The organism is Stenotrophomonas sp. UBA7606 (assembly GCF_002477705.1).
In the GTDB taxonomy this organism is placed as follows: domain Bacteria; phylum Pseudomonadota; class Gammaproteobacteria; order Xanthomonadales; family Xanthomonadaceae; genus Stenotrophomonas.
The window spans coordinates 20,470-40,996 of the sequence record NZ_DLJW01000004.1; the positions used below are offsets into that span (position 1 = coordinate 20,470).

Annotated in this window: 14 protein-coding genes and 1 pseudogene; 5 read left to right on the forward strand and 10 right to left on the reverse strand. The window is 64.4% G+C overall.

What is annotated here, in order from left to right; genetic code table 11:
* The first annotated feature begins 3 nt into the window (after positions 1 to 3).
* Positions 4 to 3,123, forward strand: coding sequence for an efflux RND transporter permease subunit (locus B2527_RS01150; RefSeq protein ID WP_293705645.1), 3,120 nt, complete (start codon positions 4 to 6; stop codon positions 3,121 to 3,123).
* Positions 3,124 to 3,484: 361 nt separating this feature from the next.
* Here B2527_RS01150 and B2527_RS01155 read toward each other — a convergent pair whose 3' ends face one another.
* From B2527_RS01155 to B2527_RS01200, 10 genes are all read right to left on the reverse strand, one after another.
* Complete coding sequence (locus B2527_RS01155; RefSeq protein WP_343124731.1) at positions 3,485 to 4,987, reverse strand: VWA domain-containing protein; 1,503 nt, start codon at positions 4,985 to 4,987, stop codon at positions 3,485 to 3,487.
* A gap of 198 nt (positions 4,988 to 5,185) precedes the next feature.
* Positions 5,186 to 6,544 carry a 2-oxoadipate dioxygenase/decarboxylase HglS gene (gene hglS / locus B2527_RS01160; protein WP_293705647.1) on the reverse strand — a complete coding sequence of 453 codons (1,359 nt, stop codon included), beginning with the start codon at positions 6,542 to 6,544 and terminating at the stop codon, positions 5,186 to 5,188.
* A gap of 93 nt (positions 6,545 to 6,637) precedes the next feature.
* A complete protein-coding gene (locus B2527_RS01165; RefSeq protein WP_293705648.1) occupies positions 6,638 to 7,210 on the reverse strand; it encodes a hypothetical protein in 573 nt (190 codons plus the stop codon).
* Position 7,211: 1 nt separating this feature from the next.
* Positions 7,212 to 7,958, reverse strand: coding sequence for an HAD family hydrolase (locus B2527_RS01170; protein WP_293705649.1), 747 nt, complete (start codon positions 7,956 to 7,958; stop codon positions 7,212 to 7,214).
* A gap of 174 nt (positions 7,959 to 8,132) precedes the next feature.
* On the reverse strand, positions 8,133 to 8,495 hold the full coding sequence (locus tag B2527_RS01175) for an EF-hand domain-containing protein (RefSeq protein ID WP_293705650.1): 363 nt from the start codon (positions 8,493 to 8,495) through the stop codon (positions 8,133 to 8,135).
* A 222-nt stretch (positions 8,496 to 8,717) separates the two neighbouring features.
* Complete coding sequence (locus B2527_RS01180) at positions 8,718 to 9,098, reverse strand: hypothetical protein (protein WP_293705651.1); 381 nt, start codon at positions 9,096 to 9,098, stop codon at positions 8,718 to 8,720.
* A gap of 53 nt (positions 9,099 to 9,151) precedes the next feature.
* Positions 9,152 to 9,865, reverse strand: a complete 714-nt coding sequence (locus B2527_RS01185; protein ID WP_293705652.1) for a M15 family metallopeptidase — start codon at positions 9,863 to 9,865, stop codon at positions 9,152 to 9,154.
* On the reverse strand, positions 9,849 to 11,402 hold the full coding sequence (locus tag B2527_RS01190) for a serine hydrolase domain-containing protein (protein WP_293705653.1): 1,554 nt from the start codon (positions 11,400 to 11,402) through the stop codon (positions 9,849 to 9,851). The genes B2527_RS01185 and B2527_RS01190 overlap by 17 nt, the downstream gene beginning before the upstream one ends.
* Positions 11,403 to 11,463: 61 nt before the next feature.
* Positions 11,464 to 14,466, reverse strand: a complete 3,003-nt coding sequence (locus B2527_RS01195; RefSeq protein WP_293705654.1) for a TonB-dependent receptor — start codon at positions 14,464 to 14,466, stop codon at positions 11,464 to 11,466.
* Between the two features lie 58 nt (positions 14,467 to 14,524).
* The gene (locus tag B2527_RS01200) at positions 14,525 to 16,024 is read right to left on the reverse strand and encodes a transglutaminase-like domain-containing protein (protein ID WP_414716956.1); all 1,500 of its coding nucleotides are present in this window, start codon (positions 16,022 to 16,024) and stop codon (positions 14,525 to 14,527) included.
* A 138-nt stretch (positions 16,025 to 16,162) separates the two neighbouring features.
* On the opposite strand from B2527_RS01200, the gene B2527_RS01205 reads away from it, so the two are divergent.
* From B2527_RS01205 to B2527_RS01220, 4 genes and pseudogenes are all read left to right on the forward strand, one after another.
* Positions 16,163 to 17,599, forward strand: coding sequence for an SH3 domain-containing protein (locus B2527_RS01205; protein ID WP_293705655.1), 1,437 nt, complete (start codon positions 16,163 to 16,165; stop codon positions 17,597 to 17,599).
* Positions 17,596 to 18,693, forward strand: coding sequence for a dipeptide epimerase (locus B2527_RS01210; protein WP_293705656.1), 1,098 nt, complete (start codon positions 17,596 to 17,598; stop codon positions 18,691 to 18,693). The genes B2527_RS01205 and B2527_RS01210 overlap by 4 nt, the downstream gene beginning before the upstream one ends.
* Positions 18,694 to 19,252: 559 nt before the next feature.
* The gene (locus tag B2527_RS01215) at positions 19,253 to 20,101 is read left to right on the forward strand and encodes a MurR/RpiR family transcriptional regulator (protein ID WP_293705657.1); all 849 of its coding nucleotides are present in this window, start codon (positions 19,253 to 19,255) and stop codon (positions 20,099 to 20,101) included.
* Between the two features lie 16 nt (positions 20,102 to 20,117).
* Positions 20,118 to 20,527: pseudogene (locus B2527_RS01220) on the forward strand (hypothetical protein); the annotation flags it as partial.

Genomic DNA, 20,527 nt, shown 5'->3' on the forward strand with positions numbered 1-20,527 from the left:
CGGATGAACATCTCCGCGCCTTTCATCAAACGCCCCATCGGCATCACCCTGCTGGCCATCGGCCTGTTCTTCGCCGGCCTGGTCTGCTACCTGCGGCTGGGCGTTGCCGCGCTGCCCAACCTGTCGATCCCGGTGATCTTCGTGCAGGCGTCCAACACCGGTGCCGATGCCGACACCATGGCATCCACGGTCACCGCACCGCTGGAGCGCCACCTCGGCCAGGTGCCGGGCATCGACACCATGCGTTCGAGCAGCAGTGACGGTCGCAGCATGGTGTTCCTGATGTTCAACACCAGCCGCGACATCGATGCCGCCGCCCAGGACGTGCAGGCCGCGATCAACGCGGCCATGGCCGATCTGCCAGCGGGCATCAACACGCCCACCTACCAGAAGGCCAACCCCAACGATGACCCGGTCATCGCCCTGGCGCTGACCTCGGACACGCAGTCGGTGGCCGAGCTGTACAACACCGCCGACTCGCTGCTGGCGCAGCGCCTGCGGCAGCTGCCCGGTGTGTCGCAGGTGGATATCGCCGGCGCCTCCACCCCGGCGGTGCGGGTGGACCTCAACCTGCGCGCGATGACCGCTTTGGGGCTGAGCCCGGACGACCTGCGCAACGCCATGCGCGCGGCCAATGTCGCCTCGCCGTTGGGTTTCCTCAGTGATGGCCGCAGCCAGACCGCCATCGTCCTCAACGACCAGATCCGCAAGGCCGCGGATTTCGCCAACGTGGCCATTTCCACCCACGATGGCGCGGTGGTGCGGCTGAAGGATGTGGCCGAGGTCTATGACGGCCAGCAGGATGCCTACCAGGCCGCCTGGTTCAACGGCAAACGCGGCGTGCTGATGTATGTCTACCTGCGCAGCGGCGACAACCTGGTGGCCACGGTGGACCGGGTGAAGGCAGCCATACCGTCGCTGTCGGGCTATCTGGATGCCGGCACCACGCTGACCCCGTACTTCGACCGCACCCCGACCATCCGCGCCTCACTGGCCGAGGTGCAGATCACCCTGGTGATCAGCCTGGCCATGGTGATCCTGACCATGGCCCTGTTCCTGCGCCGGCTGGCACCCACCCTGATCGCGGCGGTGACGGTGCCGTTGTCGCTGGCCGGCGCCGCACTGGTGATGACCTGGCTGGGCTTCACCCTCAACAACCTCACCCTGCTGGCGCTGGTGATCGCGATTGGCTTCGTCGTCGACGACGCCATCGTGGTGATCGAGAACATCATGCGCCACCTGGACGAAGGCATGCCGCGCAAGCAGGCGGCGATGGCCGGCGCACGCGAGATCGGCTTCACCATCGTCTCGATCACCGCCTCGCTGATCGCGGTGTTCCTGCCGATCATCTTTGCCCAGGGCATGCTGGGTGCGTTCTTCCGCGAGTTCACCCTCACCCTGGTGGCGGCAATCGTGGTGTCGGCGGTGGTTTCGCTGACCCTTACCCCGGCATTGTGCGCGCGCTTCCTGCACCCGCATGCCGAAGGCGCCCGCGACACCCGCACCAACCGCGTGCTGGATCGCCTGCACGAAGGCATGCTGCGGGTCTACACGGTAGCGCTGGATTTCTCGCTGCGGCACGCGCTGCTGCTGTCGCTGACGCCGTTGCTGTTGATCGTGGCGACCTTCTTCCTGGCCGGCGCGGTGGGCAAGGGCTCGTTCCCGGAGCAGGACACCGGCCTGATCTGGGGCCGTGCCAGCTCCAGCGCCACCGTGTCCTTCCAGGAAATGACCGAGCGCCAGCGCCGTCTCAGCGACATGTTCCTGGCCGACCCGGCGGTGAAGATGGTGGGCGCGCGGCTGGGCTCCAGCCGCCAGGGCAGCAGCGCCCAGTTCAACATCGAGCTGCGCACCGAGAAGGAAGGCCGCCGCGAGCCCACCAACGTGGTGGTGACACGGCTCAGCACCAAGGCCGCACAGTTCCCCGACCTGGACGTACGCCTGCGGGCCATCCAGGACCTGCCCTCCGATGGCGGCGGTGGCGGCTCGCAGGGCGCACAGAACCGCGTCACCCTGCAGGGCAACGACGCCAGCCAGTTGGCCGAGTGGTTGCCCAAGGTGGTGACCGCGTTGAAACAGCACCCGCAGCTGCGAGACGTGGGCTCGGACGTGGACAAGGGCGGGTTGATGCAGAAGATCGTCATCGACCGCGAGAAGGCTTCGCGCCTGGGCGTCACCATCGGCGCGATCGACGGCGCGCTGTACGGCGCCTCCGGCCAACGCCAGATCTCCACCATCTATGCCGACCTCAACCAGTACGGGGTGGTGGTCAATGCCCTGCCAAGCCAGACCGGCAGCCCGGCGGCGATCGAGGATCTGTACGTGCCCTCCAAGAGCGGGCAGATGATCCCGCTCACCGCGCTGGCGCATCAGGAGCCCGGCCTGGCACCGTCGCAGGTGACGCACCAGAACCAGTACACGGTGATGGACCTGAGCTACAACCTGGCACCGGGTGTGAGCAGTGGCGAGGGTGATGCCATCGTCAAATCGGTGATCGATGGCATGCGCCTGCCCGGCGATATCCGCCAGGCCGCGCCAGGTGGCTTCCGCCAGGCAATGGACCCGAGTGCGATGCTGATGCTGATCATCGCCGCGATCGCCACGGTCTATATCGTGCTGGGCATGCTGTACGAAAACCTGGTGCACCCGGTGACGATCCTGTCGACGCTGCCAGCAGCAGGCATGGGTGCGTTGCTGGCGCTGTGGATCACCAACACCGACCTGTCGGTGATCTCGATGATCGCGCTGGTGTTGCTGATCGGCATCGTCAAGAAGAACGCCATCATGATGATCGACTTCGCGCTGGTGGCGCAGCGCGAGCACGGCAAGTCACCCGCCGAAGCCGCGCGCGAGGCCTGCGTGGTGCGCTTCCGGCCGATCATGATGACGACGATGGTGGCGATCCTGGCCGCCTTGCCGTTGGCGATCGGCCTGGGCGAAGGTTCCGAGCTGCGCCGTCCGCTGGGCATCGCGATGATTGGCGGCCTGTTGATCTCGCAGAGCCTGACCCTGTTGAGCACACCGGCCCTGTACGTGATCTTCTCCTGCCTGCAGCAGCATTGGCGCAACTGGCGTGCGCGCAGCAAGGAACGCAAGCGGCTGCGCAAGCTGGCGCGCGCTTGACGGCTGGCACCGGCCGGGGCGGTCGGTGCTTGCGGTACTTCTGCCGACATGCCGTCGGCCACCAGGTAGCCCGGGTAAGCGCAGCGCACCCGGGGCTGTCGGCGCACAATCGGCAGCATCCCGGTTACCGTGCGCCCGGGTGCGCTGCGCTTACCCGGGCTACGCGGATGCTGCTTGCCCATGCAACTCACAACATGCGCCCCGAAGCAGGCAGGAACGCCCTTCCTCTGCCACAGGCAGGGAATTCGGCAGAGCACGGTAGTACTAAACCCGCCCTCCCTTGCCTATCGCAATGGGGAAGAAGAAATCACATCCGTGGCCGACCATCGCTGTCAGAACAGGCAGCACCCATCACAGCACATCAATCCAATGCTGATGCATCGCGGGCCGGTGACTCCACCAGTCCCTGCCCTGCCTTCACCAACTGGATGAACTGCGCCCGCTCCCCTTCCGGATCGTCACCGCGCGCGTCGCGGGCCGTCAGGATGATCTGTTCCCAGCTCCAACCCGGCATCCGCTCACCGCCACGCAATGCATCGGCGAAACCTGCCACTGCCGAGGCAAACCTCAACGACTCACCCGGCGTCGCCCGCAATGTGCTGGCCAGCACCGGCTGGCGGATCAACGCACTGTTGTCCTGCCCCGGCAGCTTGTAGCGCAGGCGCACATCGGCCACTTCATCGGCATGGGCCGACGTCGGCGCCGGCTTGTCGCCATAGCGCAAGGCCGGCAGCTGCTCGGCACCGCTGCCCACCGGCACGATCTCGTACAACGCCGTCACTTCATGGCCGGGACCGATGTCACCGGCGTCCACCTTGTCGTTGGCGAAATCCTCGTTGTTGAGCACACGGTTCTCATAACCGATCAAACGGTACTCGGCCACCCGCGCCGGATTGAACTCCACCTGGATCTTCACGTCGCGCGCAATCGTGAACAAGGTGCTGCCCATCTCCCGCACCAGCACCCGCCGCGCCTCGGACAGGCTGTCGATATAGGCATGGTTGCCATCGCCAACATCGGCCAGACGCTCAGCCATCGCATCGTTGTAGTTGCCGGCGCCAAACCCCAGCGTGGTCAGCGCGATGCCACTCTTGCGGCGGTCCGCCACCAGCGTCTCCAGCGCTTGCCGGTTGGCCACGCCCACGTTGAAATCGCCATCGGTGGCCAGAATCACCCGGTTGGCACCGCCTTCGACAAAGGATTGCCGCGCCATCGCATAGGCCAGTTCGATGCCCGCGCCGCCATTGGTGCTGCCACCGGCCTGCAGCTTCTCCAGCGCCGCCAGTATCTTGCCGTGCTGGTCGCCGGAGGTGGGCTCCAGCACCAGCCCTGCCGAGCCTGCATAGGTGACGATGGCCACCTTGTCCTGCGCGCGCAGCTGTGGCACCAGCTGGGCGAAGGCGCGCTTGAGCAGGGGCAGCTTGTCCGGCGAGTACATCGACCCCGAGGTGTCGATCAGGAACACGAGGTTCATCGCGGGCAGACTGGCGCGCGATTGTTCATAGCCCTTGATGCCGATCATCAACACCTGCCTGCGTGCATCCCACGGTGCCTTGGCAAGTTCGGTATGCACACGGAACGGCACCGACTTGTCGGGGGGGACCGCATAGCCGTAATTGAAGTAGTTGATGAACTCTTCCGCACGCACCGCATCTGCCGGAGGGCGAACGCCCGCTTCCAGCATGCGACGCACATTACTGTAACTGCCGGTATCCACATCCACCGAAAACGTTGAAACCGGCTGCTCGGTGGTACGCTTGACCGGGTTATCGGCCGGGCGCTCGTAGACCTCGGTATTGACGTCCGGCGCCAACACACTGCCGGTGACGACCACCGCCCCCGGGGCCGCACTGCGAAACAGCATGGGTGCCTGCGGGGCGGGCGGCGAAGGGGGTGTTACGTAGTCGTAAGCCGGGGCCTGCGCCACCTTGTGGGAACAAGCGGCCGACACCGCCGTTATCAGTACCAGCACTACACAAGCCTGCAACCGCATGGGCCAACTCCTTGCCTCGGGATGGGCGGAGCATAACGCCCCGCCCCCTCCCTGCGGCAAGCGCCGGCCTCAGCCGCGCAGGCTGTCCAACGACTCGGCCTGCAGGCGCTCGTAGATGGTGAACTCATCGCTGACGGTGGCACCCAGCGCCTGCTCGAAGGCATCGCGGTTGGCACGTGCGGCATAGGCGCGCTGCTCATCGCCACCGAGGTTGGACTGGAAGATGCCTGCGGCACTGACCGGCAGGAAGTCCTCGTAGATGATCGGGTCTGCAGTGGCCAGGCCCTGTTCGATCAATACCTCGGCAGGCAGCGCACGTTGCTGGGCAGTGGCAGCGCGGCCGGCATCGGTCAGGCGATAGCGGTAGTAGCCCAGGCCTTCGCGGCGCAGCACCGCATGCGTGTCCGGGAATGCGGCAAAGGCCTCCTGCAGGCGTTGCATGTAATCGCCCCCGGTGCTGCCGGCACCGCCACGGGCTTCGGCCAGCAGGGCGTCGTACAGTGCGCGCCCCTTGGGCGTGAGCGCCAGGCCACGCTGCTCGATCTCACCAAAGCGTGCGGTATGGGTGCCGGCTTCGTTGTCGGCGCCGGAGGGGAAGTGCACCATCTCCTCCAATGCCTTGAAGCTGGTCTGGCGCAGCAGGATGGCGCAGTCACGGCGCGGCGGGCCTTCAATCACCGCCTTCGCAGCCAGCCCACGCTCATGCATTGCCGCCTGTGCGGCATCGATGTCCAGCGTGCGCGGGGTGAGGTGGTTGATGTGCGGACCGCGGAAGCTGACCACGTCCGCCACCAGCCGATGCGCGCCATGCAACGCATGGTAGGTCTGCAAGGACACCGTTGCCTCGTTGTGCCAGCGGAAGGTTTCCAGCGACTCGACGACAAAGCGCCAGGCATCGTCCTCGCTCAAGCCGCCCTCGCGCTCGCACTGGTCGATCAACTGCAGCGCGCCCGGGGTGAAGATGTTGCGCCGGGCCAGGATCTCGGCCGCCTGCGCGCGCAGCGCCGCATCCTCGATCAGTTCCAGCCGCAGCAGCGAGGTGAACACGCGGAACGGATTGCGGTTCAGCGACTCCCCATCCACCGGGCGGAAGGCGGTGGAATGCACCGGCACGCCGGCCACCGACAGGTCGTAATAACCCACCGGCTGCATGCCCATCACCGCGAACAGGCGACGCAGGGTGGACAGCTCCTCGGCGGTACCCACGCGGATGGCGCCGTGACGTTCCACGTCCAGGCGATCGCGTTCACCACTGCGCTGCATCTGCTCGGCCAGTGCCGGCTGTGCGGCCAGCACCTGTTCGTTGATCGCCCCCACCAGTTCCACCAGGGTGCCGTACAGCGGCACTTCGGTGCGGTACATGTGCGACATCGCCTGCGAGAACAGGCTGCGGATATGGTCGGGCGATACGAAACGGTCGGCGGTCATGACAGGGCGCGCTGGCGCGGAATCGAAGGAGCCGCCATTCTCGCCCGGAACCCGGTGCCTCGCCTATCCATCACCAGCAATTGCCTGCCGGGTTCAGCCGCCAGCGGCCTGGCGCGCGGCTGCGTCCCGCTTGTCGCGGTCGCCCAGCTGGCGTTGCAGCAGAGCGTCCAGGCTGATCGGCCGGTCCCAGTGGTCGTAGCTGGCGACGATGGCGTGGCGCAATGCGCGCCACTGCAGGTTTTCGGCCGGTGGCTGCAGGCTGTCGACGACCGCCTTCCAACCCGCACCGGGCAACTGGCTGCGGGCGCGCACCAAGGCCCGGCAGCCCTGCTTGCTGACATGGCCCCAGAAGCAGGCGAAATAGACGTCCGCAGGCGTCCAGCCATGGCTGTCCATCAAGGCCTGCATATAGCCCGGCCGCGCGCCGGCATAGCGCGTCAGCTCATCGATGAAGGCATCCGGGTAGCGCGCTGCGTAGGCATTGATATCCGCCAGCTGGCGGTCCACCCAGACATCGCCGGTGCCAGCATCTGCCGCCGGCGCTTCCGCCACCGCAGCGGGCCGGGGTTGTGCGGCAAGCGGCAGCGGCCCGGCAGCCAGCAGCACGCCGACCAACAGGCCAAGCCGTGCCGGCAGGCAACACGCGGGCGGCAGCCGGTGCGGCATCTCAGTGACCCTGCGCAGCCTGCGCCGCCACCGCACGCACGGCTTCGGGCCACTGGTGGGCCGTATCGGCATGGTGCAGACGGGGTTCGTTGTCGGACACACCGTGCTCGGCTTCGTGCGCCCAGGTCATCGCATAGGGGGTGTGGATGCCCCAGCCGCCGAGGCCCAGCACCGGCTCGATATCCGACCGCAGCGAGTTGCCCACCATGATGAAACGGTCGGCCGGGATATTGAACTCGGCCAGCACCTTGGCATAGGTGTTCTGATCCTTCTCCGAGACGATCTCGATGCGCGGGAATAGATCCAGCAGGCCGGAGCGTTCGATCTTCTGTTCCTGATGGAACAGGTCGCCCTTGGTGATCAACACCACCGGGAACTCGGCGGCGATGGCGGCCACCGCGTCCCGTACACCGTCGATGACATCCACCGGGTGTTCCAGGGTACGCCGGCCGATCTCGACGATCTGGCGCAGGTCGTGGGCGGAGATCTTTTCGTCGGTGAGCTCGATGGCCGCTTCCAGCATCGACAGGGTCATGCCCTTGGCGCCGTAACCAAACACACCAAGATTGCGCCGCTGCACCTTGAGCAGGTGCTGGGCGGTGCCTGCATCGTGCAGGTCGATGTAGTTGCCCAGGATCTGGCCAAACTCGTGCTCGGCCTTCTGGTAATAGTCTTCGCTCTTCCAGAGCGTGTCATCGCCGTCAAAGCCGACCAGGCCGATGGCGGAGGGGGAGGTCTGGGTAGTCATGCCGCACAGGATAGCAACCTGCCCTGCGCTTACACATTGCCGGAGCCGGTCATGCAGCAGCTGATAGTGTGAGGCCAGGGAGCCGGGACTGGGCCAGGGCCGCAGCGCAGCCCGAGCACAGGGGATGGGAGGGGCCCATGGCAAGCGGCCCCGCCCATCCCGCTCGGTGATGGCTTATTTCTGCTGGGTGGCCGCGAAGGCGCGGTATTCCTCCACGGTCAGCTTGCCGTCCTTGTCGGCATCTGCCTGGTCGAACACCTGTGCCAGGCCTGCATTGGCAGTGGCTTCGGTCTTGCTGATGCTGCCGTCACCGTCGGTGTCCACGCTGGCCCAGCTCTGCCCACCCTGGGCTGCTGCGGAGGCTTCCGCCGCGCTGGCCGAGGCATCGGCGGCGGCGTCCTGCGCCTGTGCTGCAGACTGCTGGGCCTGCTGTGCCTGCGCCTGCGCCGTTGCGTCCTGGGCCATGACCGGTGCGGCCAGGGCAGAACCCACAATGGCAACCAGGGCGAACAGCGGAGTGCGATTACGAATGCTCATCAGGTCTTCCTCGTCTGTTGTGGAAAGCGCGGTGTTTTCCGCACGGCCCCACCCTGACAAGCTGCAACTGAATCGCACATCTGCCGCAGATCGGCGGCAAACAAGGTGTTAACCACTTGCACGCCCGCTCCCGCTAGGCGGCAGTTAGCCACGGGTGAAGTGATCGTAAGCACGGAATTCAAGTGTTCCGCCCAGCGCCACTATTGCGAGGAACAACGGTGATTAAGCACCACCGGTGGTGTCTTTTCCTGCTTCCCTGGAACTGAACAACCACCAACCCAGGCCGACACCACTCAACACGCCGATCAACTCCAGCAGCACGCGGGTGCCCAACTGGTCCGGATCATGGATGCTGGCCAAGGCCAACCGCGCATACAGCGGCGACTCCAACCGCACCATGCCCAGCGAGAACAGCTTCCAGCTGTCCACTCCGGCACCGATGGCGGCGCCCAGCAGGCAGGCAAAGCCGATCACGTGGCCATGCGACAGACCAGCGCGCCGCCCCAGCTGCCACAGCAGCGCAAACACGGCAAAGCCGATCGCCAAGGCGATGAGGCCCGCTTCCAGCGAGCCCAACAGGCCGTAATGCAGAACCAGATTCATTGGCGCGGGTGAAGTCCTGATGGGGCAGCGCAGTCTACCTGCCCCTGCCCTGCCTAGCGCACGGGGAAATCGTAAGACGTACCGGGCGTGGGTTCGGGTTTGAACGTGTAGTGCCACCACTCCATCGGATAGTTGGCAAACCCCTGTGCCTGCATGGCATCCAGCAGCAACTGCCGATTCTGCTTCTGCACGCTGCTGATCTGCGGGCTGGCGGTATGCGCCATGGGATCGAAACGGTCGAAGCCGGTGCCCATGTCCAGCGCCGTGCAGCTGCCCGCACGGCAATCCAGCACGCCAATATCCACCGTTGCCGCACGGCTGTGGCCCGAGGTTTCAGCGATGTAGCCGTCCAGCAGCTGGCGCTTGTCGACGTTGGGGTAATAGCGTGGCTTGGCAATCTGGTCGTTGGCGTCGTGCACCCAGGCCACGAAGGCCTGCACCGCGTGCACCGGCCGATAGCAGTCAAACACCTGCAGCCGGTAACCCTGCGCCCGCAGGCCGCGTTGCACCCGCGCCAATGCCTGCGCCACCGGCTGCAGCAGGTAGCAGCGCGGGGCTTCGTAACCGGGCACTACCCGTCCGGTGAAGTTGTCGCTGCCCGCATAGCGGATATCCAGCGCGATATCCGGCGCCAAGGTGGTGACATCGACGATGCCGGCCTGTGCCGGTGACGTTGCAGGCGACACCTGCACCTGCTGCGCCAGCAGTGGCAGCGGCAGCGGCAGTGCGACCAGCAGGCCAAGCAGGGTGCTAGCGGCAGTCGCCATGGCGTTGGAATTCCAGGTCGGGGTAGTCATAGCTGAAGTCGATATCCGGGTCGATAGCACGAAGGTGCAGCAACGGGTGCTGTGCATCGCCTGCAAATTCCAGCCAGGCATCGGCATCCTCGCCCAGGCCCTGCCAGGCCACATACCAGCGCTCGTCCGCACGCATCACCTGCCCGCTCATGCGCGGCGATCTGGCTGACACGAACTGCAGCTTGCCATCACGCGGGCACAGCGTCACCTCACCAAACCAGGGATCGCGCCAGATGCCGGCCCTGTCACCGAACTCGGCCACAGTTGCCGGACGGGCCGTGGGCAAGGAAGGCCGCACATGGCCGGCCGAACGCCGTTGTACAGCGGCCTGCTCCATCAGCCCGGCGTAGTGCAGCACATCATGCTGCTGCGCTGGCGCCGTGTAGTGCTTGAGCATGGCCTGCATCAAGGCGGTGCGGGCTTCCTCGCCTTCGCCATTGATCAACATCACCACGCCGGTTTTCATATCCGGCAGCAGCGCCAGCGAGGAGTACATGCCGGACAGTGTGCCGGTGTGGGCCACCTTCCACTGGCCATCCATGTCGGACAGCCGCCAGCCATACCCATAGGCATGGAAGTGGGTGTTGTCCCAATCGCGCAGGCGTTGGCTGATCGGCATCGGCATATGCGCCGTCCACAGTGCCTGGCGTTGCGTGGCATCCAGCCAGCCGGGGGCCTGCGCCGGGTCCAGCAACACCTGCATCCAGCGCAACATGTCGTTGAGGCTGCAGCGCACACCGCCGGCAGCCATCGAGGGGAAATCGCTGACCTGTGCAGGATCGCGTTCGGCAGCGATATTGCGGTTGCCATCGCGCTGATGCGGCCGGGCGATATTGCCCACAGCCGCCGGTGACCATGCACCTACCTGGCAGCGCTGCATGCCCAGCGGCTGGAAAATCTCCTCGCGCACCAGCTGTGCATACGGCTTGCCCGCTGCCGCCGCTGCGACCTCACCGGCGACCACGTACAACAGATTGTCGTAGGCGTAATCGCTGCGGAAACTGCCGGCCGGCTTCAGGTGGGCCAGTCCGGCGATGATGTCGTTGCGATCAAAATTGTTCGGCTCCGGCCACAGCATCAGGTCGCCTGCGCCCAGGCCCAGACCGCTGTTGTGGATCAACAGGTCACGCACCTGCATGTTGCGCGTTACCCACGGGTCCTGCATGCGGAACTGCGGCAGATGCTTGGTGACCGGGTCCTCCCAGCGCAGCTTGCCGGCCTGTACCAGGCGCGCCAGCACCGCGGCGGTCATCGCCTTGGTGTTGGAGGCGATCTTGAACAGGCTGTCGTCGTTGACTGCTGCTCCCTCGCCAGCGGCCAGTTCACCGCGGGTGCCGCGATAGATGACCTTGCCATCGTCGATCACACCCATGGCAATACCGGGCAAGTGATAGCGCTGCGTGGCCTGGTCGAGCAGGGCATCAAAGCGTGCTTGGTCGCCCTCCGCCGCAGTGACCGGGCCGGTCAGCAGCAAGCCTGCTGCAACCCACAAGCTTCGCAGTTTCATACCGTTTCCTCTTTCCCAAACGCGGACGGCCCGCCGAGGCGGGCCGTCCTTACAAGCTACATCAGAAGTTCCAGGTCACGACCAGGTTGGTGTAACGCGGCGCCTGCCAATTGGTGCCTTCACCGAAGTAAGACATCTTCGTACCCGGTGTGCTCTCGTAGCGGGAGTGCACATTGACCACCGTCTGCCGGTTGAGGAGGTTATAGACCGACAGGCGCGCCGTCAGATCGATACCTTCCACCGGCAACGTCCACATCACACTGGCTCCGAGGTCGATCACCCAAGGCATACGGCCAAATGCACCCCGCCCGGAATACTCCAGCTCACGGTTGGCCCAATCCGAACAATTGGCCTTGCACAGCCAACCGGAGCCACCACCACTGTATTCACCCGGGCCACCGGCATTGCGGTTGTCGTTGGGCCACACCACGCCGAACGCGGTGATCGGGCCACCCGACCGGGCCGTCAGCGTGCTGCCGAAGGACCACTGCTCGTTCAACTTGTACGCACCGCGCAGCTTGAACTGGTGGCGGGCGTCATTGAACGTCACGCCGAAGCGCTCGTTGACCGCCGGGTGATCGTAGTACTGCACCAGGTTGGTGTCGTTGTAGCCGGTGTCGGAATTGACCGGCCCTTCGATGTTGCCTTCGCTCTTGGACAGCAGGTAGCTGGCATTGAATGACCACTTGTCATTCCAGGCGCGGTCGATCTGGAACTCAAGCGCCTTGTAGGTACGCTTGGGTCGCTTGTACCCCATGATGGTGCCGCTACCCGAGGCCTTGTAGCCGTCCTTGGACGAGTCCAGCGTCATCCAGCTGTTTGTACTCGGGCACCACAGCTCATTGGTTTCACCCGGGTTGATGATTGGCCACTTGCCCGAGGAATACCAGTCGCAGCCTTCCACATGGTTGATGCGAGCATCTTCCACGGCACGTGTCATACGACGGTAGGTTGCGTTGACACCGTACGACCATTCCTCGTTGATTGCCTGCTGGAAGCCCAGGATGTACTCGTCCTGGAACACCTGCTTCAGATCACGTGCGACAGCGGTACGCATATCCGTCGGTGCCGGCGCATTGTTATCGGTGTTAACCGGCCCGATCTGCTGGCCGAGTACCGGTACCTTGTAGGTATTGCCGTTGGAGTCCTGCCTCTGCTCCCAGCCATCGAGCACGTAGTAGGTGTGTTCATCGGTGGTGCCGCCACCGAAGTAGTCGGTGAGCTTGTTGGTCAGTGGCGTGTAATAACGGCCCGCATTGCCGAACACCTTCATCGAACCGTCACCCTTCACGTCCCAGCTGAAGCCCAGGCGCGGCGAGATCATGTCGTTGAACTTGGACTTGGCGAAGGTGGCGCCCGAGGCCAACTTGTTGTGGAACTGGTCGAAACGCACGCCGAGGTTCAACAACAGGTTCGGGGTGACGTTCCAGTTGTCTTCCAGATAGAAGGCCTGCGCCTTTGTGCTGACCGGCGCACCGGTAACCTTATAGCGCGCGTCGACGAAATCGGTGACACCCGGAGGCAGCACCGTTCCGTTCACCGCACTGCCCGCGTCGACCCGCAGCACTTGATACATAAATCCATCGCCCGGGTAGCGCGCCGAGCTGACGGAATCCATTACCTCCTGGTCCAGACCGAAACGAATCAGGTGATCGCCAAGGGTCCATTCAAAGTCCAAGCGCGCCGCTTCACGCTTGTCTTCACGGTTGCCGATGGCTTCGTTGGTCGGATGGCAGCCCACGCCTTTCTGATCACCATATACTTCGGTGTAGCTGGATGCCACAGTGAAGATGCTGCATTCACCATCCATGGGGCTGCTGTTACCCACGCTGCGCTTGTTGACGCCATACATCGCCTTGGCGACGAAGTTATCAGTCAGATGGCCGGTATACGTCAACGACCAGTTATCACCGCCAGAGGACCCGATACTTTCGCCAGTGGACTCACCCAGATTGTGCGTGTTCCAGTCGTATTCCTCGCCGCCGTAGCTGGTTTTTAGCGAATCTGTCTTGTCGGAGAATGCAAGCAGCTCCAGCAGGTGATTGTCGTTGATGCGCCAATCGAGCTTGGTACCCCAGAAATCGTTATTGCTCTTGGTCTTCCACGCCTCACTGGTATCGATGTCCTGCGAGTTGCTGTCGCGGTTCTCGTACATCGCAAAGAAGAACAACTTGTCCTGCATGATCGGACCAGACGCCCACACATTGGTCTTGGTCAGCGGGGCGCGATCGCGGCTGGTACGGTCACGCTCGTCAATGGTGCCATCGCTATGGAAATGATCCTTGCGGTCCGAAGCCCATGCCGACGGCTCCATGGTGACCTGCACGCCGCCCTTGAATTCATTGCCGCCCGAACGGGTGATGGCATTGATGACGCCACCGGTGCTGCGGCCGAACTCGGCCGAGTAACCACCGGTCTTGATCTGGAACTCTTCATAGAAATTGAAGGGGACCTCGGAGAAACCCTGGCGGCGGTACGGATCGGTGACGTTCAGGCCGTTGATGTAGGCCACGTTCTCGGCCACGGACGAACCGCCAAAGCTCAAGCCACCAAAGCTCGAGCCGGAATCGACTACGCCCGGCGCCAGCAATGCGACCGCTGTAACGCTCTGGTCAACCGGCATGCGCGCCAGTTCTTCGCGCTTGATGTTGAACGAGGATTCGGTGGAGTAAACATCAACCCGGTTGACGATCTTGGAGCCGGTCACCTGCACCGAATCCAGCGTTACCGCGCCGCTGTCGCCGCCACCGAGGTTGACCGTGGTGGTACCGCCCAGCGACACGTTGACGGCCAGCGGTTCCTTGTCGGTCTGTCCGTCACGCGTCACCTGCAGGCTGTAGTCGCCCACCGGCAACTGGCTCAAGCGATAGGAACCATCGCTGCCGACGGTGACGCTGCGGGTCAGGCCGGTGGACTTGTTCACGATGGTGATCTGGTCACCGGAACTGGCGCGGCCGGCGATGGCACCGCTCGCACTCTGTGCCATCACGCTCGGCGCCATCACGCCCAGACACGCACCCAATGCGACGGTCAGCGCCGCCTTTTTCAACATTTTCCTGTTCATCCCCTGCTCTCTCCTGCAGATGTAGATCGGTAAGTAAAACAACGGTTACCACGTGCTATTACTTGGACTCCGGCGCCAGAACCTGCGACTGGAAGTCGTATTGCCACTGGTTGAAGTAAAGGTTCCCCCCTTCCCACTCAACCTCACCTCGTTGCAGATCAACGGTCTCCGAGCGGAAGTGCTGCTTGGCCGGCACGAACGCACGGGAATAGTCATCGTTGAACGCGATGCGGTAGGCATCCAGCCCGCCGAAATAGAAATTGCGCTGCTCGGGTTGATCGCTGTCCAAAGCACCCGTGCTTACATCCATCGGCACCCAGCCGTAGGGCGCAAGATAGAGCGCGCCCCAATCGTGCAGGTTGTTGTAGCCAACCTCGTTGTCCGAATACACCATGCCCGACTGCCAACGCGCCGGGATGCCGTTCATGCGCAGCAGCGAAATCAGCAGCAAGGTCTGCTGCCCGCAATCGGCATGGCCTGCGTGCAATGCGTAGTCGGAGATGTTGCTGATCGTCGAGTATTCGCGGGCACCGCCCCACGGGATCGCATCCACCGCATCGAACAGCTTCTTGGCGATGCGGTAAGGGTTGGTTTCATTGCCTACCGCCCTGCGCGAGAATTCGCGCATGGCCGGGGTGAACACCACATGCGGGGCGCGCTCGGCCAGGTAGGGGGCCAGCGCGGGATCCCGCGGTGTCGGCTGCACCTTGTCCGGATCGATGATGAAGCGACGCGCGGAAATCGTCAGCTCATAGCTCACCGAGAACTCGGTCGGCGTGCCGGCGACGGCCTTGCGTTCGAGATAGGCCGTGCGCTGCAAGGTATCTTCCGGCGCAATCCGCGCGCCCTGCGGCACGCTGCCCAGCCATTGGATGTTGTCCTGCTGGCCAAGTATCGAGCGCGGATACGGCAGCCAGGCCCGTACCGTTTCCCCCGCCGGGACTGCATCGGCATCCACCTTGATGGACTGTGTGATACGCACGCGCCGCGGGCTGATGCTGGTCTGGCCACTCTGCTCGGATGCCTTGATCACCTCGATATGGTGCGAACCCAGTCGCTCGTAGGGGCCGGGCCGGGAAACACGCTTGTCCGGCGGCCGCCGATTGGAGGCCTCGGCACTGAACAGGAACAGATTGTTCGGCGCGCGCTTGAACCAGCGACGCTGGCCATCGATGTCCAGGTGTTCGATCAGGCCCGCGTCATCCCAGGCCTTGAACTCCTCTTCGCGAAGATCCGGCACCGACTTGCGCACGGCGGCCTTGGCCTGCGCCTCATCGAGAGTGAAATCCAGGCGGATGCGACGCATGCGCTCCTGCTGGAACAGATAGGCCGCACGCGTATCGGCGTCCAGTCCGGGGGCCTTCAGCGCCTTGTCGATCTCGGTCTGGGCACCAGCAAAGTCACCCCCATCCACGCGCGCCACAAGCTCGGGCAACGGCTTCAACGGGCCTTCACCGGCATGTACGGCCCAAGCCAGCCCCACGCACAATGCAGCGCACAGGACCTTGCGGGCGGACGGAACACGGGCAAAGCAGGCAGAATCGGCGGTTGATGCCACGGCAACACTTCCACGTGCAGGGTGGTTACAGCTGTGTAACACGCACCCAGCACCCGGTCAATAATTTATTCTTGCTTTAATGGAAGAAAGGAATAAATATTCCAGAGCATCACTGAGGGGAGCTACCCAATGCCTGCCATGCCGTCGCCATCCCAGCGCCTAGCGCCGTTGTCCCGGGCGCTGATCCTCGCCGCCGCGCTGTGCGCGGGCCCGGCGTTTGCGCTGTCCCCGCCGGCCAGCCCGGCACCTGCCAGCTATGCCGGCATCATTGGCCTGGAAGATGCCCTGCTGGCACCGCAGCCCTGGATCGCCAAGCTGCCCAATGCCAACGCGCTGATCCTGGACCGTGCCGCGATCCAGGCGCAGAACACGCGCATGCGCCAGCTGGACGGCTCCATCATCGATCTGCGCGCCTTGCCGGCACTACTGCCACAAGTACTGGTCCGCGAGCACATCGCCGGCATTTCCAAGGCCCCCACCCGCACCCTGTACGACGTGCAGGGCAAGCAGGTCAGCGCCGCCCAGCTGCAGGCGGTGACCGCCAACCTGGGCCTGGATGCGATCCCGGCCACGCGCCCGATCCAGTACGGCCTGGTGGTCCACCGCGCCGCGCTGCGCGCCTTCCCCACCGAGCTGCGCGTGTTCAGCAGCCAGGGCGATACCGATATCGACCGTTTCCAGGAGTCGGCACTGTTCCCCGGTGACGCGGTAGCAGTGCTGCACGAGAGCGCCGACGGCAAGTGGGTGTTTGTTGCCAGTGAGCGTTACGCCGCCTGGATGGAAAAGCGCTTTGTCGGCGTCGGCAGTGCCGAGCAGGTGTTCGGCTACGGTGCCACCGGCCCGTACCGAGTGATCACCGCCGGCAAGGCGTTCACCGCACATACCCCGGAAGAACCGCGCGTCTCCGACCTGCAGCTGGAAATGGGCGTGCGCGTACCGGTACTGGCGGATTGGCCGGTGATGGATCCAGTCAACGGCCAGCAGGCGCATGCCGGCCACGTGATCCAGCTGCCGGTGCGCAATGACGATGGCAGCCTGGCGCTGGTGCCGGCCCTGCTGCCGCGCTCGCAGGAATCGTCCAGCGATTACCTGCCGCTGACCCAGGCCAACCTGATCACCCAGGCCTTCAAGTTCCTTGGCGAACGCTATGGCTGGGGCCATTCCTATGACACCCGCGATTGCAGCGGCTTCGTGTCCGAGATCTACCGCAGCTTCGGCGTGTTGCTGCCGCGCAATACCAGCGCGCAGGCGATCAGCCCGGCGCTGGACCGCCTGCCGTTCACCGACAAGGACGGCAAGGCCAAGCGCAACGAGGCCATCGCCAAGCTGCAGGTGGGCGACCTGATCTACATCCCCGGCCACGTGATGATGATGCTGGGCGAAGCCAACGGCATGACCTGGGTGATCCACGACACCTCCGGCGGCAGCTGGTTCGACGGCAGCGGCAAGCGCGTGCATGCCAGCCTCAACGGCGTCTCGGTGACCCCGCTGCAGCCGATGATGGCCAGCGACACCGCCAGCTACATCGACCGCATGACCAACATCCAGCGCATCCGCCTGCAAGACACCAAATGAAGATCACCGACATCGAACTGGGCATGCTCCGCGTGCCGCTGAAAACCCCGTTCAAGACCGCGCTGCGCACCGTGGAAACGGTGGAGGACATCGTGGTGCTGGTGCGCACCGACACCGGCCATACCGGCTACGGCGAGGCGCCGGCCACCGCGGTGATCACCGGTGACACCCATGGCTCGATCATCGAAGCCATCAACACCTTCATCAAGCCGCGCCTGATTGGCGAGGACATCAGCAACCTCAACCGCATCTGCGGGCTCATCCAGGGCGCGATGGAGCGCAATACCAGCGCCAAGGCGGCGGTGGAGATCGCCATCTACGACCTGTGGGCGCAGCTGCACAAGGCACCGCTGTACCAGATGCTGGGCGGTGGCGACCCGGTGATCACCACCGATATCACCATCAGCGTGGACTACATCGACAAGATGGTGGCCGATTCGCTGTCGGCGCTGGACCGCGGCTTCGAGTCGCTGAAGATCAAGGTCGGCAAGGACATCGGCCTGGACATCGAGCGGGTCAAGGCCATCCATGCCGCGGTCGAAGGCCGCGCCTTGCTGCGCCTGGACGCCAACCAGGGCTGGACCGCCAAGCAGGCGGTGTATGCCATGAACGTGCTGGAGAACGCCGGCGTGGTGCTGGAGCTGCTGGAACAGCCCGTGAAGGCGGCGGACATCGCCGGCATGAAGTACGTCACCGAACGCGTCAACACGCCGGTGATGGCCGATGAGAGCGTGTTCAGTCCGCACCAGGTATTCGACCTGATCCAGCAGGGCGCAGCCGACATCATCAACATCAAGCTGATGAAGACCGGCGGCATTTCCAATGCGATCAAGATTGCCGATATCGCCTCGTTGTACGGCGTGCCGTGCATGATCGGCTGCATGCTGGAATCCAGCATCAGCGTTGCGGCGGCGGTACACCTGGGCGTGGCCAAGTCCGGCGCGATCAGCAAGGTGGACCTGGACGGCCCCTCGCTGAGCCAGTTCAACCCGGTGGTGGGCGGTGTGATCTTCAACGAATCGGAGATCAGCATCACCGACGCCCCCGGCCTGGGCATCGTCGAGGTACGCGGGCTGGAGATGATCAAGCCGTGATCACGCAGGCGGCGGCAACCGTTCTCTCCCCGGTTGCCGCCGCCGTGGTCGCGCAGGTGGAAACAACAGCACCGGCAAAGCCCGGTGCTGTTTTTTTTTGGAAAAAGCGTTCCCGCGACCTCACGCGACACGACACCACCATTCTCACGCAGCAAGAAACCGTCATTCCCGCGAAGGCGGGAATCGCTCTGTCTTCTGCTTCTGCTCCAGCCCCCTCCCTTGCGCGCAGCGCAGGAGAACGTTGGGGAGAGGTAGTTTCGGCTGTTGCTGTTGCTGTGGCTCAAGCTCTCGCCCCACCGGGTCCCCTTCCGCAGCGATGGAGCTGGCAGATCAAAGGCAAGGGCAACAGCTACCCCTCCCCAACCCTCCCCTGCACTTCGTGCAAGGGAGGGGGCTGGAGCAAAGACACGGGCACAGGCGAAAGCCCAAAGCGCCCTCACCCCAACCCCTCTTCTGCTTCGGAGGAGAGGGGCTATGGAGCAACGGCGAAAACAGCAGTGCTGCTCCACTTGCTTGCGCAATCCCTTAAAGTCTTCGGCAGATAGCCATCCCTACGCCCATGCCACCTCTGGTAAAAATCCGCTCTGAACGCGAACAGATGTCGGCCATCGAACGTCGCATCGCCGATTTCATCCTCGACAACGCCCACCTGCTGCGCGACTACTCCTCCCAGCAACTGGCCAACGCCCTGGATATCAGCCAGTCCAGCGTGGTCAAGTTCAGCCAGAAGCTGGGCTTCAAGGGTTATCCCGACCTGAAGTACTCGGTCGGCGCCGCCGTTGCCGCCGCCGGTAACGGTGAAAGCACGCGCTGGCCGCCCGAGGACCAACCCGGCGGCTACCTGCTTGTCGCCGAAACCCTGCGCCGTGCCAAACTCGCCGCCGAAGAAGAAACCATGGCCGCCAATGCGCAGGCCGACGTCGAAGCCGTCATCGCCCTGGTCGATACCGCGCCCAAGGTCTTCATCTATGGCCTGGGCGACGACGGCCTGTACGCCCGTGAGTTCGCCATGCGCCTGTCGCTGCTGGGCATCCTTACCGTGCAGCACGCCGACCCCATCCTGATGACCGCCAACCTGGCCGCCGCGCGGCCCGGCGATGTGCTGTTAGTGTTTTCCGAGTTCGGCAAGCTGCCGCAGCTGTGGCAGCTCTCCCGTCAGTTCCAGGAGGTGGGCGGCAAGGTGGTGTCCATCACCCGCCACACCGCCAACCCGCTGCGCGCACATGCAGATGCCGCCTTGGCCATCTGCGCGCATGACCCGCAACCGCCCATTGCCCAGCTGCTCTACCGCAGCTCGCTGCAATACCTGCTGGATTTCGTGTTCGTGCTGCTCTGCCAGGCCAACCCCGACAGGCAGCGGCAGCTGGCCATGAACCAGGAACGCATCCAGCAACTGATCGACAACTGAGCCAGGACTCTTCGCCATGACCCGCTTCCTCCAGCGCCACCCCCGCCACCTGCTCGGCTGCCTGCTGCTGATCGCCGCGCCCATCGCCGCAGCCACCACGCCGCTGCAGGAAGCTCAGCAGCTGATCGTCGTCACCGCCCCCGGCTGGGACGCAACGCAGGGGAACCTGCAGGCCTTTGAGCGCGGCGCACACGGTTGGCAGCCGCATGGCGAGGGCTTCGCCGTCGCCCTTGGTCGCAACGGCAGTGCCTGGGGCCTCGGCCTGCATGCCGCGCAGCAGACCGGCCCGCACAAGCAGGAAGGCGATGGCCGCAGCCCGGCCGGCATCTTCGGCATCGGCCCGGCATTCGGCTATGCCGACCACATCCGCAGCCAGATGCCGTACCAGCCGATGCTGGCCAGCAGCTACTGCATGGATGTGCCGGC

What these genes read in the sequence shown, in the direction of transcription:
- B2527_RS01170 (WP_293705649.1), bottom strand. Translation starts at nt 7,958, where the DNA reads ATGACTACCCAGACCTCCCCCTCCGCCATCGGCCTGGTCGGCTTTGAC.
- hglS (WP_293705647.1), bottom strand. Translation starts at nt 6,544, where the DNA reads ATGACCGCCGACCGTTTCGTATCGCCCGACCATATCCGCAGCCTGTTC.
- B2527_RS01185 (WP_293705652.1), bottom strand. Translation starts at nt 9,865, where the DNA reads ATGGCGACTGCCGCTAGCACCCTGCTTGGCCTGCTGGTCGCACTGCCG.
- B2527_RS01215 (WP_293705657.1), top strand. Translation starts at nt 19,253, where the DNA reads ATGCCACCTCTGGTAAAAATCCGCTCTGAACGCGAACAGATGTCGGCC.
- B2527_RS01190 (WP_293705653.1), bottom strand. Translation starts at nt 11,402, where the DNA reads ATGAAACTGCGAAGCTTGTGGGTTGCAGCAGGCTTGCTGCTGACCGGC.
- B2527_RS01210 (WP_293705656.1), top strand. Translation starts at nt 17,596, where the DNA reads ATGAAGATCACCGACATCGAACTGGGCATGCTCCGCGTGCCGCTGAAA.
- B2527_RS01195 (WP_293705654.1), bottom strand. Translation starts at nt 14,466, where the DNA reads ATGAACAGGAAAATGTTGAAAAAGGCGGCGCTGACCGTCGCATTGGGT.
- B2527_RS01165 (WP_293705648.1), bottom strand. Translation starts at nt 7,210, where the DNA reads ATGCCGCACCGGCTGCCGCCCGCGTGTTGCCTGCCGGCACGGCTTGGC.
- B2527_RS01155 (WP_343124731.1), bottom strand. Translation starts at nt 4,987, where the DNA reads ATGCTGTTTCGCAGTGCGGCCCCGGGGGCGGTGGTCGTCACCGGCAGT.
- B2527_RS01180 (WP_293705651.1), bottom strand. Translation starts at nt 9,098, where the DNA reads ATGAATCTGGTTCTGCATTACGGCCTGTTGGGCTCGCTGGAAGCGGGC.
- B2527_RS01175 (WP_293705650.1), bottom strand. Translation starts at nt 8,495, where the DNA reads ATGAGCATTCGTAATCGCACTCCGCTGTTCGCCCTGGTTGCCATTGTG.
- B2527_RS01150 (WP_293705645.1), top strand. Translation starts at nt 4, where the DNA reads ATGAACATCTCCGCGCCTTTCATCAAACGCCCCATCGGCATCACCCTG.
- B2527_RS01205 (WP_293705655.1), top strand. Translation starts at nt 16,163, where the DNA reads ATGCCGTCGCCATCCCAGCGCCTAGCGCCGTTGTCCCGGGCGCTGATC.